This window comes from Pseudomonas sp. (assembly GCF_026224925.1).
Classification (GTDB): Bacteria; Pseudomonadota; Gammaproteobacteria; order Pseudomonadales; family Pseudomonadaceae; genus Aquipseudomonas.
This window is the reverse complement of record NZ_JAMFRV010000657.1, coordinates 1-14533: the sequence shown is the minus strand read 5'-3', so window position 1 is coordinate 14533 and position 14533 is coordinate 1. Positions and strand designations below refer to the sequence as shown.

14 protein-coding genes and 1 pseudogene are annotated in these 14533 nt (G+C 58.2%); 14 read left to right on the top strand and 1 reads right to left on the bottom strand.

Going from position 1 to position 14533, the window contains the following annotated elements; all coding sequences use genetic code 11:
• Window positions 1–328 (top strand): annotated as a pseudogene (locus M0974_RS27340) (CoA ester lyase); the annotation flags it as partial.
• A gap of 66 nt (window positions 329–394) precedes the next feature.
• Here M0974_RS27340 and M0974_RS27335 read toward each other — a convergent pair.
• A complete protein-coding gene (locus M0974_RS27335; RefSeq protein ID WP_297844529.1) occupies window positions 395–1633 on the bottom strand; it encodes an OprD family porin in 1239 nt (412 codons plus the stop codon).
• A gap of 262 nt (window positions 1634–1895) precedes the next feature.
• Here M0974_RS27335 and M0974_RS27330 point away from each other — a divergent pair, with 262 nt between their 5' ends.
• The 13 genes from M0974_RS27330 to M0974_RS27270 all read left to right on the top strand — a co-directional run.
• Complete coding sequence (locus M0974_RS27330) at window positions 1896–3092, top strand: acetyl-CoA C-acetyltransferase (RefSeq protein WP_297844526.1); 1197 nt, start codon at window positions 1896–1898, stop codon at window positions 3090–3092.
• Entirely contained in the window at window positions 3089–3967 is an 879-nt protein-coding gene (locus tag M0974_RS27325) for an alpha/beta hydrolase (RefSeq protein WP_297844523.1), read from the top strand. Before M0974_RS27330 ends, M0974_RS27325 begins: the two co-directional genes overlap by 4 nt.
• 28 nt (window positions 3968–3995) lie before the next feature.
• On the top strand, window positions 3996–4886 hold the full coding sequence (locus M0974_RS27320) for an MBL fold metallo-hydrolase (protein WP_297844520.1): 891 nt from the start codon (window positions 3996–3998) through the stop codon (window positions 4884–4886).
• Window positions 4887–4974: 88 nt separating this feature from the next.
• Window positions 4975–5898 carry a LysR substrate-binding domain-containing protein gene (locus M0974_RS27315; RefSeq protein ID WP_297844517.1) on the top strand — a complete coding sequence of 308 codons (924 nt, stop codon included), beginning with the start codon at window positions 4975–4977 and terminating at the stop codon, window positions 5896–5898.
• 123 nt (window positions 5899–6021) lie between these two features.
• Window positions 6022–7074 carry a cyclase family protein gene (locus M0974_RS27310; protein ID WP_297844514.1) on the top strand — a complete coding sequence of 351 codons (1053 nt, stop codon included), beginning with the start codon at window positions 6022–6024 and terminating at the stop codon, window positions 7072–7074.
• Between the two features lie 48 nt (window positions 7075–7122).
• The gene (locus M0974_RS27305; RefSeq protein WP_297844511.1) at window positions 7123–7824 is read left to right on the top strand and encodes an SDR family oxidoreductase; all 702 of its coding nucleotides are present in this window, start codon (window positions 7123–7125) and stop codon (window positions 7822–7824) included.
• Between the two features lie 208 nt (window positions 7825–8032).
• Window positions 8033–8737 carry a 3-oxoacid CoA-transferase subunit A gene (locus M0974_RS27300; RefSeq protein ID WP_297844508.1) on the top strand — a complete coding sequence of 235 codons (705 nt, stop codon included), beginning with the start codon at window positions 8033–8035 and terminating at the stop codon, window positions 8735–8737.
• Window positions 8738–8741: 4 nt separating this feature from the next.
• Complete coding sequence (locus tag M0974_RS27295) at window positions 8742–9446, top strand: 3-oxoacid CoA-transferase subunit B (protein ID WP_297844505.1); 705 nt, start codon at window positions 8742–8744, stop codon at window positions 9444–9446.
• Window positions 9443–10321 carry an acyl-CoA thioesterase II gene (locus tag M0974_RS27290; RefSeq protein ID WP_297844501.1) on the top strand — a complete coding sequence of 293 codons (879 nt, stop codon included), beginning with the start codon at window positions 9443–9445 and terminating at the stop codon, window positions 10319–10321. The genes M0974_RS27295 and M0974_RS27290 overlap by 4 nt, the downstream gene beginning before the upstream one ends.
• A 137-nt stretch (window positions 10322–10458) precedes the next feature.
• Window positions 10459–11763 carry an MFS transporter gene (locus M0974_RS27285; RefSeq protein ID WP_297844499.1) on the top strand — a complete coding sequence of 435 codons (1305 nt, stop codon included), beginning with the start codon at window positions 10459–10461 and terminating at the stop codon, window positions 11761–11763.
• Window positions 11764–11777: 14 nt separating this feature from the next.
• On the top strand, window positions 11778–12056 hold the full coding sequence (catC, locus tag M0974_RS27280) for a muconolactone Delta-isomerase (RefSeq protein ID WP_297844496.1): 279 nt from the start codon (window positions 11778–11780) through the stop codon (window positions 12054–12056).
• A 101-nt stretch (window positions 12057–12157) separates the two neighbouring features.
• Window positions 12158–13417 (top strand): acetyl-CoA hydrolase/transferase C-terminal domain-containing protein, encoded by a 1260-nt coding sequence (locus tag M0974_RS27275; protein WP_297844493.1) that lies wholly within the window; start codon window positions 12158–12160, stop codon window positions 13415–13417.
• A 34-nt stretch (window positions 13418–13451) separates the two neighbouring features.
• Window positions 13452–14533: MFS transporter (locus M0974_RS27270; protein ID WP_297844490.1), on the top strand; the 1082-nt coding region annotated here is incomplete at its 3' end.

The window sequence follows — 14533 nt, the reverse complement described above, 5'->3', positions numbered from 1 at the left end:
GCGCTTCGCCTTGTTGCTGCACACCCGACTGGCTGGATTGGCACCTCCGCTGGAGACCGTCTACGCGCGCATCGACGACACCCAAGGCCTCACGCATTTTATCCTCGGCGCGCAAAGCATGGGTTTCGATGGAATGTTGTGTATCCATCCACGACAAGTTGCCGTGGTGCATGACGCGTTGGCACCCGATCAGACTCAACTGGAATGGGCCCGCCGCGTTTTGGCAGGTGCTGATGACGCCGGTGCTTTTCAATTAGACGGGCAAATGATTGATGCCCCCGTCGTTCAACGAGCCCGCAATATTCTTGCCCTCGTCAGTAACGCCTGAGATCACGTTTCCTTGAGCGGACCACTGGTTGTTTTCAGTGGTCCTTTTTTTAGGCCATTACGCTACTTATTTGAACGCAAAGGTGTACGACAGAATGAGCCGATTTTCGTCCAGATCCCCAGCAACTTCAGAACGCACCATCGCATTGCGCCAGCGCATGCCGACGTTTTTCAACGGGCCGCTTTGAATAACGTAACTGACGTCAAGGTCGCGCTCCCATTCTTGACTGCCATTGCCCGCCACTTCAAACCCGTCACCTCGAAGGTAGCGCGCGAGAAAGGTCAAACCCGGCACCCCGAACGCCGCCATATTCAGGTCATAACGGGCTTGCCACGAGCGCTCTTGGGCGCGGGTAAAATCGAGAATCTGCACCACGTTCGCCACATTGGGATCGGCGTCTTGCAGGTACGGAAACGGCGAGTTGCCTCGGTTGTCTTGATAACCCAGCCGCCAGGTATGACCGCCTAGATTCGCCGACAGCAGCACCGACGTCAGGCCGTTATCGATCTTCCCGGCCCGCTGCGCTCCGGTTTCCGATGAATCGAAATAACCCAAGTTGGCACCCAGTGCCCAACTGCCAAGCCTGCGCGCGGCCAGCAAACCGTAATAGTTTTGCTGATAAACATCTTTCAACTCTGCCCGCCAAAACGAAGCCGTCAACGAAGGGTTGAAGGTGTACGCCGCACCCGCGTAAACGAAGCGATCACTGCTAGCGGCATAGTTGCCGGTGAGCATGTCGTCATGGTTGCCGCTGGAGTTGCGGTAGTTGACGCTACGAAACTGCCCGGCATCAATCAACAGGTTATCGATATCGCTGGACACCAGGGTCGCACCGTTAAACAGCGGTGGCAGCAACCTCGCATCACTGGACAACAGCACCGGTGACTTGGGCATGAAACCACCCACCTTGAATTCGGTTTTTGACACCTTGGTTTTGAACACCCCGGACAGATCGCTGTACTCCCCTGGTCCCGAATCACCGAAGGCGTTGGGCAGCAAGCCAGTGCCCGCATGCGCTGCGGACGAATCAAGCTTTACCCCTAACGCCGCGTACAGGTCTAGACCGAAACCCACCGGACCCTCGGTGTAGCCGGATTTTGCGTTGAGCATAAAGCCCTGCGCCCACTCAGCGCGCAGGGACTGCTTTGCATTTTCCTGACGATAATCGCGACTGAAATAGAAGTTGCGCAAGTCCAGGGTGGCACTGCTGTCGCCAAGAAAATCGGCCTTGGCGATACACGGAATAGCAACGATGGGCGCGATACAAGACAGCGCACAAACGCGCGCCAGGGGATTTTTTTGCATGTGGGTGCTTCCCAAAAATTGTTTTTATTAGGGCCACGGCGTCGGACGCTCAGGGCGGTGCCAGCATGGGCAGCCCGTTGCAGGTTGGGTATTGGGATTTGCTTAAGCAGCACTTGCGCTTTGGAAAACATGACCGCTACGAGGGCAGTCGTTAAGCAGCGTCGAAGGCTGCCTTTTGCTAAACGAAATTGTCTCTGGTCCCTATCAACGCCATGCTGGTTTGAACCTGTCGCACACGCCAATAACAAAAGGTACTCGCGTGATGAAAGACGCATTGATCGTGTCGCCCCTGCGCACCCCTATCGGTAAGTTCGGCGGCGCCCTCGCCTCGCTGACCGCTGACCATTTGGCTGCTACCGTCATTCGTACCCTGATGAGCCGCCTGGACATCGCCCCGGACTCACTGGATGAGGTCATCGTTTCCCAGTCCTATGCCAACAGCGAAGCGCCGTGCATGGGCCGTTATGCGGCATTGCTCGCCGACCTGCCAATTGAAGTGCCGGGATACACACTGGATCGACGCTGCGGCTCAGGCCTGCAAGCGATCGCTGACGCCGCAATGCGCATCCAGACGGGCCATGCCGAAGCGGTGATGGTGGTCGGTGTGGAAAGCATGAGCAACATCGAGTACTACAGCAACGACATGCGTTGGGGGTCCCGGGCGGGCAGCGTTAAAATGCACGACCGCCTCGAACGCGGTCGTGAACGCTCGCAACCCGAAGGGCGTTTCGGACGTATTTCGGGTATGCCGCAAACCGCTGAAAACCTGGCGCGGGATTACCATATCAGCCGCGAAGAAGCCGACCGTTTTGCGGTTCGAAGCCACCAGAATGCGGCACGGGCATGGCGCGAAGGTCGCTTTGCCGAAGAAGTGATTGCACTGGATGTACCGCGTAAGCGTGGCGCCAGCGAACGCGTTGCCATGGACGAAGGCATCCGCGACGATGCCAGCCTCGAAAGCATGGCCAGCCTGCGCACATTGCTGCCCGAAGGCGTGTGCACCGCGGGCAACTCCAGTCAGCAAAACGATGCAGCAGCGGGTTGCCTGGTGGTGTCTGCCGATTACGCCAAACGCTACAACCTGCAACCTATTGCCAAACTGGTGGACTGGTCTGCCGCAGGCTGCGACCCGTCCCGTATGGGCATCGGCCCAGTGCCGGCGGTTGCCAAGCTGCTTAAGCGCACGGGCCTGAGCCTGGCCGACATGGGTTTGATTGAAATCAACGAAGCATTCGCCGCCCAGGCATTGTCGGTATTGCGCGCCTGGGACATGCAGGACATTGATCGGGTCAACGTCAATGGCTCGGGTATTTCCTTGGGCCATCCCATCGGCGCTACCGGCATTCGCATCATGACCACCCTGCTGCATGAGATGCGCCGCCGCGACGTGCGCTATGGCCTGGAAACCATGTGCATTGGCGGTGGCCAAGGCATGGCCGCAATCTTTGAGCGGGTATGAACGAGGGCAGCGACATGAATTGGCTCAAGGTCAATGACAACGTAGTGCGCTACCAGTTGAGCCCTAAGGTTGGCCCCGTGGTGGTGTTGATTCACGAAATGGGCGGCAGCCTGGAAAGCTGGGATCACGTCTGCTGCAACTTGCAGGGTCAATTTCAGACACTGCGTTATGACGTACGCGGTTCAGGTCTTTCGCAGAAAATCGTCGGTGACATCGATATTGATCCGCTGATCGACGACCTCGCCGGCTTGTTGGATGAATTGAACATCGACGGTCCCGTGGCACTGGTGGGTGTCGCTGTCGGCGCGGCGATTGCGATTCGATTCGCGACCCGCTACCCACAGCGAACCAGCCACTTGATCGGTTTGTCACCGGCGTGCGGAATACCCTTTGCAGCCCGCGCAGCGACCCTGCAACGCGCCGCTGCGATCCGCCATGAAGGCCTGAAAGAGCTAATTCCAGCGTTACTTGATAAAACCTGGCCTGCATCGTTACGTACCGATCCTTCGGTGTTCGAGCGCTTTAGCTATCGCTGGTTGGGTGCTGACCCACACAGCTTCGCCGCCATTTTCTCGATGCTGGCGCGCATGGAGCTTGAGGATGACCTGCCTAAGTTGCCGGCCCGCTCGCTGTTGGTCGCAGGCCAATACGACGGTTTACGACCGCCGCAGGAGATTGACCGCTTGGCCGGGTTCGCTCGCCATATAGAAGCACTACACGTAGCCTCCGGGCACTTCATGCCGGTGCAAAGTCCGCAGTGGGTCAGCACTTTGCTGACGCAGTACATCCTGGAAAACCGCAGCGGCGCCAGCATCTATCAGGCGTTCATGGCCAACCCGGACCACCGGATCGCTGCCAGTCAGCACGCCGCTTAACTATAAAAACCTATAAGGAACCCACACCATGATGCAGTCACGCATGATCGGCGATATCAAAGTCACCCGAATCCTTGAATACGCGGGGCCGACCCACGATCCAGCCTTTCTGTTCCCAGATATCGACCGCAGCGTGCTCGACGAGCACCAGCGTTTGATGGCGCCAAATCACTGGGTGCCGCACATGAACAAGTTGATCGTGACTATTCAGTTTTGGATCGTCTTCGCAGGCAGCAATATCATCGTGGTCGACACCGGTGTCGGTAATTTCAAGCCGCGTGCCGGCATTCCGCGGATGAACATGCTCAATACGCTGGTGCGTGAGTGGATGATTGCTGCAGGCGCAGCGCCGGAAAAAGTCACCCACGTGGTATTGACCCACCTGCATGCCGATCACGTCGGCTGGAACACCACTTGGCAGGACGGTCGCTGGGTGCCCACCTTTCCCAACGCGCGTTATTACATTCCTAAGGAAGACTTTGTCTTCTGCAAAGAAGGCAAAAACAAAGAGCCGGGGGTCATCGATGTATTCGGTGATTCATTCTTCGACAGCGTGATGCCGATCATCGATGAAGGGCTCGGGGTGATGATCGAACCGCCACAGGAAATCGCCGATTGCCTGGTGGTCGAACCCGCGCCGGGGCACAGCCCAGGGCAAGTTGCCTTCCGCGTACGCTCACAAGGTGAAGAAGGTTTGTTCTGTGGCGACATCCTGCACAGCCCGATACAAATCGTGCGTCCGGACGTCAACTCGGGTTATTGCATCTGGGCCGACACTGCACGCAACACCCGCTTGGAGTTCCTAAACCGCGCAGCAGATCGAGAGGCGTTGATCATGCCGGTGCACTTCGGCGAGCCGCATTGCGGTTACATCCGTCGTGAAGGTGAGGGCTTTCGCTTCGAACCGGCGCAGTGGTAATCCCCGAGCCAGACGGCGCCGCCCTTGTCTGGACAGGGCTGGCGACTGCCATTAACGTGGAGCATCACTGGACAAGAAGTACACGATAATGGCGATGCATTTCGATATCACCGACTTTCGGCTATTCATCAATATTGCCGAAACCACCAGCCTGACCCGTGGCGCCGAGCGTTCGTTTCTCTCGGTGCCCGCGACCAGTAATCGCATCAAAAACCTTGAAGACAACCTCGGTATGCGCCTTCTGGAGCGTTCGCCCCAAGGTGTCACGCTGACCAATGCTGGCAAAACCTACCTGCAACACGCTCGGGTGATTTTGGCGCAACTGGAACTGCTCACCGGAGATTTGCAGGAGTACGCCATTGGCCTCAAAGGCCAGTTGCGGCTGCTGGCCAATACTACGGCGATCACTGAATACCTTCCGCCCGTGGTCGGCGAATACCTGAAAACCCATCCAGACGTACACATCGACATGCGTGAACGGTTGAGCGATGACATTGTGCGCAGCATCCGCGACGGTGGTGCCGATCTGGGCATCGTGTCTGGCAGTGTGGTCACCGAGGGGTTGCAAAGTGTGCCACTGGTCTCAAGCCGGTTGATGGTGATCGCGCCACTGGGGCATCCGATACTGGCCAACCGCGAAGTGTTCTTCAAGGAAGCACTGAAATACGCCTTTGTTTCGTTGCTGGAAGGCAGTGCCATTCACGTGTTCCTCAGCCGTGCCGCTGCAGCGTTGCACACGCCTTTGACCATCCGTGTACAAGTCGCTAGTTCCGACGCAATTTTTCGTATGGTCGAAGCCGGTGCTGGCATCGCCATCGTGCCCCAGGCTGGTTTTACCCGACTCAAGGGCCAGTCAAACATAGGGTCTTGCGCCCTGCTCGATCCGTGGGCAGTTCGTACCTTTCAGCTCTGCGCCCAAGATTTCGACGGACTTTCGTCCTTCGCCCGGGATTTCGCCAACAACCTGATTGACTGGTGCCGCGCCTCGGACAGCGCCTTCCAGCCCAGTTAGTCAGCGCTTAACCCCGCGTTCATAAAAGCGAAATTGTCTGTACCGCGCAGGTCTGGGACTCTAACCACAGAGAGCCCAGGCACCGGTATGGCAGCCTGCTACGCAAAATAATAGGAAGGCCTCATGACCGCGCAACGCTGGAAACATCGCCCTGAAGGCTCGAACTGGGGGGATTTCGGCCCAGATGACCAGAAAGGCCGACTTAATCTGCTAACCCCGGAGAAGGTCTTGCAGGGTATCGCCGAGGTTCGTGAAGGCCTGGCGTTTTGCCTGAGCCTGCCGCTGGATTATCCGGGCGGCAATGCCATGAACGTCAACCGCCTGCCGCCGATCTTGCGCCCGTTACTGCGCAAAGGCGGGGTCAACATGAATTACCAGTACGACCGCATCCAGGCGGGCAGGCCTGATGTATTGAGCGACGATTTGGCGATTTTGCACCTGCAATATTCCACCCAATGGGATGCCCTCTCCCACGTCGGCGCCCTATTCGACGCCAATGGCGATGGCGTCGCTGAACCGCTTTATTACAACGGTTACGCGGCCGGCATCGACGTGGTCGGTCCCAGCGACGTTGCCGACTGCGGTCTGGAAGGCGAAATCGCCCCCCACAGTACTTCGTGCGCCCATGCCCTGGGCATCGAGCGCATGGCCGAAACCTGCGTTCAGGGCCGCGGCGTAATGATCGATTTGCACCATCACTACGGCGATGCGCGGACCCACATCGGGTATGACGAGCTGATGCATGTGCTTGAGGTTGATCAGGTCAAGATTGAACCCGGCGACATCGTTTGCCTGCACACCGGTTACGCCGAAGCAGTGCTGGGCATGAACAAACAGCCGGACACCAAAGCCTTGGAAAGTCTGGGCGCCGTGCTCGATGGCAACGATCAGCGCCTGTTGCAGTGGATCACTGACAGCGGACTGGTGGCCATCGCGGCCGACAACTACTCAGTGGAGATCTTCCCCAATGGACATGGCGGCGACTGCTGCTCGGTCATGCCGCTGCACCATCACTGCCTGTTCAAACTGGGCGTGCACCTGGGCGAGCTATGGCATCTCACGCCGCTTGCCACTTGGCTGCGCGCTAATCAGCGCAACCGTTTCCTGCTGACCGCTCCGCCGTTGCGCCTGCCGGGTGCCGTGGGTGCGCCGCTCAATCCTGTAGCGACTGTTTAGACCTTATTTACGGCCCTCGTTTAAAGCTCTCTCTTTAAGGAAACTGTCATGCCCAAAGAACGCGTATTGATCACCGGAGGCGCTTCCGGTATCGGCGCCGCGATAGCCAAACGTTGCAGTGAAGACGGCTTCGAGCCGGTGATTATCGACCGCATTGGCAACGGCATCATTGCCGATTTGACTGATTTGAAAGCCACCGCCCACGCGCTGGAAGAAGCCCTCGCGGGAGGCCCGATTACCCGTTTGGTCAACAACGTCGGCATGGTCTGCCCCAACAGTGCCGAAGATCAGAGTTTCGAAGAGTTGGAGCGGGTCTGGGCGCTCAACGTGCGCTGCTCGCTGCAATGCATGCAGGCGCTGGTACCCGGCATGAAACAGGCCGGCTTCGGGCGCATTCTCAACATGTCCTCGCGCGCCGCCTTGGGCAAGGAGCTGCGCAGCGCCTATGCCGCGACCAAGGCCGGTTTGATTGGCATGACGCGGGTCTGGTCGCTGGAACTGGGACGCTTCGGCATCACCGCCAACGCCATCGGGCCGGGGCCGATTCGCACCGAGCTGTTCGAGCGCGCCAATCCACCTGACAGCCCGCGGACTCAGGCAATTATTGACTCGGTCCCCGTCAAACGCTTGGGCATGCCCGATGACATTGCCCAAGCGGCGGCGTTCTTTCTGGACAGCCGCAGCAGCTTTGTCACCGGCCAGGTGCTGTACGTCTGCGGTGGCATGACCGTGGGTGTGGCCGGGGTTTGACGTGGTGATCGAGGGCCCGTTAACCACCGGTTAATCAAGCCTTCCGAAGACTGAAATTGTGACTGCTGCTGACCTTGGGCAAGCTGGTTGAACTAGGTCAGGTGGAGCGTTTGGCCACGCACCCGATGCACCGCCTGACCTGGCTTCCCGCCGATCCCCCGCACACAGGACGACCACGGCGGACGGTCTCAAAATAAGGACAACATTCATGATCGACAAGCTTTCCCCCACCGTACAAGCAGCTTTGGCTGGTATTCCCGATGGGGCGACCATCGCCGTTGGCGGTTTCGGTGGCGCGGGCATGCCCGACGACCTGATTGATGCATTGATTGAGCAAGGCGCACGCAACCTTACTCTAGTCAGTAATAACGCCGGCCAAGGTGATACCGGCCTGGCTGCGCTGCTCAAGACCGGTCACATCCGCAAAATTCTCTGTTCCTACCCGCGCATGACCGGTTCCCACGTATTCGAAGCACTGTATCGCGCCGGCAAAATCGAACTGGAGATTGTGCCTCAAGGCAATCTGGCTGAGCGGCTACGCGCAGCAGGTGTTGGGGTCGGCGGATTTTACACGCCAACTGGGTTCGGCACACTGCTGGCCGAGGGCAAGGAAACCCGCACCATTGATGGCCGTAATTATGTACTCGAATTCCCGATTCACGTTGATTACGCGCTGATCAAGGCCGAAGCCGGCGATCGCTGGGGCAATCTGGTGTTCCGCAAGACCGCCCGGAACTTTGGCCCGGTCATGGCCATGGCAGCCAAAAATACCATTGCCTCTATTGGACGTTTCTGTGAATTGGGCGAATTAGACCCTGAGTCAATAGTGACGCCTGGGATCTTCGTCAAACACCTGGTTCTGCGAAAAGAGCCAACCGACCTACCAGCGACACTTCTGAACCAAGCGGGATAATTCCATGGACAAGAACGTACGCATCGCCATGGCGCAACGGGTCGCCAGAGACATTCCCGAAGGTTCCTACGTCAATCTCGGCATTGGCTTGCCGACCTTGGTCGCCAACCACCTGCCGCTGGATAAAGACTACTTCTTGCACAGTGAGAACGGCGTGCTCGGTCGCTGGCAGGCCGCAGCGCCCGGCGAAGAAGACTGGGACATGATCAATGCCGGAAAGGAGCCCATCGCGCTTGAACCCGGCGCGGCGTTTTTTCACCATGCCGATTCGTTCGGGATGATGCGCGGCGGCCACCTGGACATCTGCGTGCTCGGCGCTTTTCAGGTCTCGGTAACCGGCGATCTGGCCAACTGGCACACCGGCGCCCCGGATGCGATTCCCGCCGTAGGCGGCGCAATGGACCTGGCCATCGGCGCTAAACGGGTGTTTGTGATGATGGAGCACCTGGGCAAGGACGGCCGCAGCAAACTACTGCCTGAGTGCACCTATCCTCTGACCGGGCTCGGTTGCGTGAGCCGTATTTACACTGAACTGGCAACCCTGGACATCACTGCCGACGGGGTCAAAGTGGTCGAATTGATCGGCGATACCACGCCGCAAACCCTGCAAGATGCGACAGAAGTCCCGCTGGACTTCAGCGCAATTACGGGCACCACCCGGCAAGGGAAATCCATGCACACTGAAACGCTGGCGGCGCTGATCAAATGAACAGCGAGCGCCGCTGGGATCAACGTGATCTGACAGAATTGCTCACCCTGGAGCCAGCAAGCGAGCACAGCTGGAAGAGCTACGTGTGCGACACCAACGCCAATGGTCGGGTGTATGGCGGGCAGTTGTTGGGGCAAACGTTGTGGGCGGCAGCGCAAACAGCGCCCGGTCGAAGCCCCGGTATGCTGCAAATGACCTTTTTGCAGGGCGCACGGCCACAGGAAGCCATCGAATACAGTGTTGAACCACTGCAAGACGGTCGGCGCCTGTCCACCCGCCATGTGTATGGCGTCCAAGGCACCGGCCTGGTGCTCAGTGCAAATGCCAGTTTTCAGGTGGAACAAAGCGATCCCGGCGATCCGCATCGCTTTCATCGCCAAATGCCGGCGCCGGAAAGCCTGCCCACCTTGGCGGAACTGGCGGAGCGCTACCCACAGTACTCCGAGGCCGTGCAACTGCGTTTCAGTGCCCGGCCGGTGCTGGATATTCGTCCCATTCATCCCGAAGATTATTTTGAGCGCCCCGCCGAACAGCGAGAGCTTGCCTATTGGGTGCGCTTGAATCAGCCGCTGTCTGCCGAGGGCTATTTGCACCACGCGGCGCTGGCGTATCTCTCCGACAGTTGGCTGAACGCCAGCCTGGCTCCGCAGCAGGGAATGATCGAGTTGTGGCAACACTATTACGTGAGCAACCTCAACCACACGTTGTGGTTCCACAGTCTGGAAATCAACGTCAATGAATGGTTACTGTTCGTTAATGATGCCGTTCGCAGCCGCTCTGGCCGAGGTTTGACCATGACCCATATCTATCAACGTGACGGCCGACTGGTCGCCAGCATGGCGCAAGACCTGTTGATTTCACCTCGCGACGCCTGAGCTTTAGCGAAGTTGAAAGGCAGGGTTTCGCAAAGGCAAATGGGCGTCACGAAGAAACTGTCGCATGCTTGATCCTGGCGCCGTATTGCCGAGCGCCACTCCAATAAAAAGAGTCAAATAACAAGAAGGACGGTGACATGTTCGAATGGTACAAGACCGGCTCCCCACAGGAACGCAAGACGTTCTGGGCCTGCTTTTCCGGCTGGGCACTCGATACCTACGATGCGCAGATGTTCAGCTTTCTGTTACCGACCTTAATGGCGGTTTGGCAGATATCCAAAGGTGAGGCTGGCATTCTTGGCACCGCAGCGTTGCTCTCGGCTTCGCTGGGCGGTTGGGTCGCCGGGATTCTCAGTGACCGCTATGGTCGCGTGCGCATTCTGATTTTCACCATCTGCTGGTTCACGCTGTTTGGCGTGCTGGCTGGTTTCACCCAATCCTTCGAACAAATGCTAGTCGTGCGCACCCTGCAAGGCCTTGGCTTTGGCGGCGAATGGGCGGTCGGCGCAGCGCTGATGGCGGAAATCATTCGCCCTGAGCACCGGGGCAAAGCCATGGGCTTCGTGCAGAGCGGCTTTTCCGTGGGTTGGGCATTGTCTGCGGTCATCATGACTGGCCTATTGGCTTATTTACCCCCGGAAATGGCTTGGCGCGTAGCTTTCTGGGTCGGCATCATCCCGGCCTCGTTCGTATTGTTTATCCGTCGTAACGTCAAGGACGCCGAAATCTTCAGGGAAGCCAAGGCCCATGCAGCGGAAAAAGCCTCGCTGCTGTCCGCGTTCCGGCCTGCGGTGGTTCGCCTGACCTTGCTCGGCGCCATGTTGGTAACCGGCCTACAGGCCGCTGCTTATACGATCATGGCCTGGCTGCCGACGCTGATGGTTCAAGTCCGCGGCCTGAAGGCTGGACCGGTGGTGGTGACGATGCTGATCATGTGCGCGGGTGCATTCGCCGGTTTCGTCTTGACGGCGTACTTGTCCGACCGTTTCGGTCGGCGCCCGGCATTGCTGGTTTTCTGTGTCGGTGCCTGGATCTTTACCGTGGTGTACATGCTGGTACCGATGAGCCCCACCATGCTGATGTTGATGAGCTTCCCGGTTGGCGCCTTCGCCACGGGAATCTTCGCTGTCCTCGGCCCGTATCTCAGTGAGCTGTTCCCAACTCACATTCGCACCACCTGCATGGGCTTCTCTTACAACTTGGGTAAATCACTGGGCGCATTGTCCATTGCCGGTGTCGGTGTGCTGTCTGAGCGCTTCGGCCTGGCGGAGGCGATTGGCGGGTTCTGTCTGGTGGCCTACGCATTATCGATCATTGCGGTGTTACTGCTGCCAGAAACCCGCGGCGTACGGTTGGAAGATGTCGACGCCCGTTCGGGTCGTGAAACCGAGAACGAATTCCCTGCGATTGGCAAACATCCCCTTAGCAACATCACTCATTAACTGGAGTAGAAACGATGCTTTATCACGTAAAAATGGACGTCAATATTCCCCGTGACATCCCGGCAGAGACCATTGACGCGATCAAGATTGCCGAGAAAAAACGTGCGACTCAATTGCAGGAAGCCGGGAAGTGGCCGCACCTGTGGCGCATTGTCGGGCAGTACTCGAACATCAGCATTCTCGACGTTGCCAGCAACGATGAGCTGCACGAGTTGCTATCCAGCCTGCCGTTATTCCCGTACATGACGATCCAGGTCACGCCTTTGGCCAAGCACCCCTCTTCAATCGTCTGACCTCGCCGGCGGCCATTGCGCCGCCGCTTTTCCATAACATTTTCCTGATGCCCTGACCGCAAAAAATACGGTCACGGGCAACTGTTGCCCGAGATTTCGCCATGCCGCGGTTATTGCACCTGGATTCGCTGGACCTGGCCGCCCTGATTCGCCCCGGCGACACGGTTATGTGGGGACAGGCTAACGCCGAGCCGTTGCCGCTGACGCAGGCCTTGATGGCTCAGCGGCATAAAATCGGCAGATTCCGGGTGATGCTTGGCATCGCCAGTAGCCCCACCTGCCAACCGCAGCATGCGGATGGTGTGGACTTCATCGCCTATTGCGGCGCCGGAGCCAATCGTGAGCTGGCCAACGCCGAGGTCTTGCAGATTCTTCCCAGCCACTATTCCCAACTGCCCGACCTGATTGGCAGCGGCGCATTAAGGATTGATGTGTTGATGCTGCAATTGGCACCCGCTGACGCTGAGGGCCGTTATAGCCTGAGCCTTGCCAGCGAATACCTGTTGCCCGCGCTGGACAGCGCCCGTGTGGTTATCGCCGAAATCAATAACCAGGCACCGTGGACCTATGGAGAGCGAACCCTGGGCGCGGAGGACCTGCACGCCGTGCTGTATACCGACCGAGCCCCCCTGGAAAATCCAGCAAGCCGTCTACGGGAAAGCGATGTGCTTATCGCTGGGCACATCGCGCAATTGATCGAAGACGGCGCCACCTTGCAGATGGGCATCGGTGCCATCCCTGACGCCGTACTCAGCGCACTGGGCGATCACCGGGAATTGGGCGTGCACTCTGGCAGTCTCGGCGACGGTGTCGCGAGGTTGATGCAACGCGGCGTGATTACCAACCAGCGCAAAGCTATTGATCGCGGCATCAGTGTGGGCGGCATTTTGATGGGCAGTCGCCTGCTGCATGACTACGCCCACCAGAATCCGTCGATTGAGTTGCGCTCAACGCGTTACACCCATGATCCGCAGGTGCTGGCCAGCATCGACAAATTGGTGGCGATCAACTCAGCAGTAGAAGTCGATTTGACCGGGCAAATCAATTCGGAAGTCGCTGCTGGCAGCTACGTCGGCGCAGTGGGCGGTGCGCTCGATTTCATTCGCGGCGCTCATCGTTCGAAAGGCGGACTGCCGATCATTGCCCTGCCCTCCACTGCTGGTAGCCATAGCCGGATCGTCGCTCGGCTGGGCGGCCCTACAACCATTGCACGAAGCGACGCGGGGATCATCGTCACCGAATTCGGCGTAGCTGATTTACGTGGACTGACTCTCAACCAGCGCATGGATAAATTGCTCGGCATTGTCCACCCCGATCACCAATCACGCCTGCAAACCGAGCTTGATCGCGACAGGCCATGAAACCCCACACCTAACAATAAACAGGGTTCGAACTATGACCGCTTTGAATGTTAAGGGAATAAGCACCGACATCTCGCCCACGGATCAGGAAGCCGCGATCATTTACCGAAAGATCGCCCTGCGCATCGTTCCACTGCTGCTGATTTGCTACATCATCAGCTACCTGGACCGGGTCAATCTCAGCTTCGCCAAGTTGCAATTCGTACACGATCTTGGCCTGACCGAATCCATATACGGTTTGGCCGCTGCCATGTTCTATGTGACCTATGTCGCCTTTGAAGTCCCGAGTAACCTGTACATGCAGCGGGTTGGAGCGCGGGCGACATTGGTGCGGATCATGGTGATCTGGGGCGTGGTGACCATGAGCATGAGCATGATCACCAGTGCGAACCAACTCTACCTCGCGCGTCTGCTGCTGGGCGCTGCGGAAGCCGGTTTTTTTCCTGGGGTTATCCTTTATCTTTCGTTCTGGTTTCCTGCGGCGTATCGCACCCGGTTCAGCGCAGTCTTTATGATGGGCATGCCCATTTCCGGCTTATTGGGCGGACCGATTGCCGGCTGGATCATGCACGACCTGGCGGGTTTGCATGGCCTGAAAGGCTGGCAGTTGCTGTTTCTTTATGAGGGCTTACCACCGATCCTGTTGGGGCTGTTCGCCTATTGGTACCTGGATAACAACGTCTCCGACGCCAAATGGCTAACCCCGCGAGAAAAATCCATCGTCACCGGCCACCTGCGCAACGAAGACGCGGCCAAGAGCACCGACGCAACGCGGGTAAAGGTGCATCTGCTTAAAGACTTCAGGGTCTATGCCGCTGTGCTGGCGTATTTTGCGATTTGCTGCGGCACCGGCGCCATGAACTTCTGGATGCCAACCTTGATCAAGGGACTGCACGTCGATGATGTGCGCATCATCGGCTGGCTCTCGGCGATCCCGTACCTGGCGGCAATTATCGGGTTGTGGGTCATTGGCAAAAACTCCGACCGGACCGGCGAACGTCGCTGGCACGTGGCCGGGTGTCTGGTGGCATCTGCGGTAGGCTTTGGACTCTTGGGAGTGGCACAAGGTAACGCACCGCTGACCATTGGTTTACTGGCACTGGCAGCGACCGGTTT

Excerpts from the sequence above, each read along its gene's own strand:
- M0974_RS27335 (WP_297844529.1), bottom strand. The coding sequence starts at position 1,633 with ATGCAAAAAAATCCCCTGGCGCGCGTTTGTGCGCTGTCTTGTATCGCG.
- M0974_RS27330 (WP_297844526.1), top strand. The coding sequence starts at position 1,896 with ATGAAAGACGCATTGATCGTGTCGCCCCTGCGCACCCCTATCGGTAAG.
- M0974_RS27325 (WP_297844523.1), top strand. The coding sequence starts at position 3,089 with ATGAACGAGGGCAGCGACATGAATTGGCTCAAGGTCAATGACAACGTA.
- M0974_RS27320 (WP_297844520.1), top strand. The coding sequence starts at position 3,996 with ATGATGCAGTCACGCATGATCGGCGATATCAAAGTCACCCGAATCCTT.
- M0974_RS27315 (WP_297844517.1), top strand. The coding sequence starts at position 4,975 with ATGGCGATGCATTTCGATATCACCGACTTTCGGCTATTCATCAATATT.
- M0974_RS27310 (WP_297844514.1), top strand. The coding sequence starts at position 6,022 with ATGACCGCGCAACGCTGGAAACATCGCCCTGAAGGCTCGAACTGGGGG.
- M0974_RS27305 (WP_297844511.1), top strand. The coding sequence starts at position 7,123 with ATGCCCAAAGAACGCGTATTGATCACCGGAGGCGCTTCCGGTATCGGC.
- M0974_RS27300 (WP_297844508.1), top strand. The coding sequence starts at position 8,033 with ATGATCGACAAGCTTTCCCCCACCGTACAAGCAGCTTTGGCTGGTATT.
- M0974_RS27295 (WP_297844505.1), top strand. The coding sequence starts at position 8,742 with ATGGACAAGAACGTACGCATCGCCATGGCGCAACGGGTCGCCAGAGAC.
- M0974_RS27290 (WP_297844501.1), top strand. The coding sequence starts at position 9,443 with ATGAACAGCGAGCGCCGCTGGGATCAACGTGATCTGACAGAATTGCTC.
- M0974_RS27285 (WP_297844499.1), top strand. The coding sequence starts at position 10,459 with ATGTTCGAATGGTACAAGACCGGCTCCCCACAGGAACGCAAGACGTTC.
- catC (WP_297844496.1), top strand. The coding sequence starts at position 11,778 with ATGCTTTATCACGTAAAAATGGACGTCAATATTCCCCGTGACATCCCG.
- M0974_RS27275 (WP_297844493.1), top strand. The coding sequence starts at position 12,158 with ATGCCGCGGTTATTGCACCTGGATTCGCTGGACCTGGCCGCCCTGATT.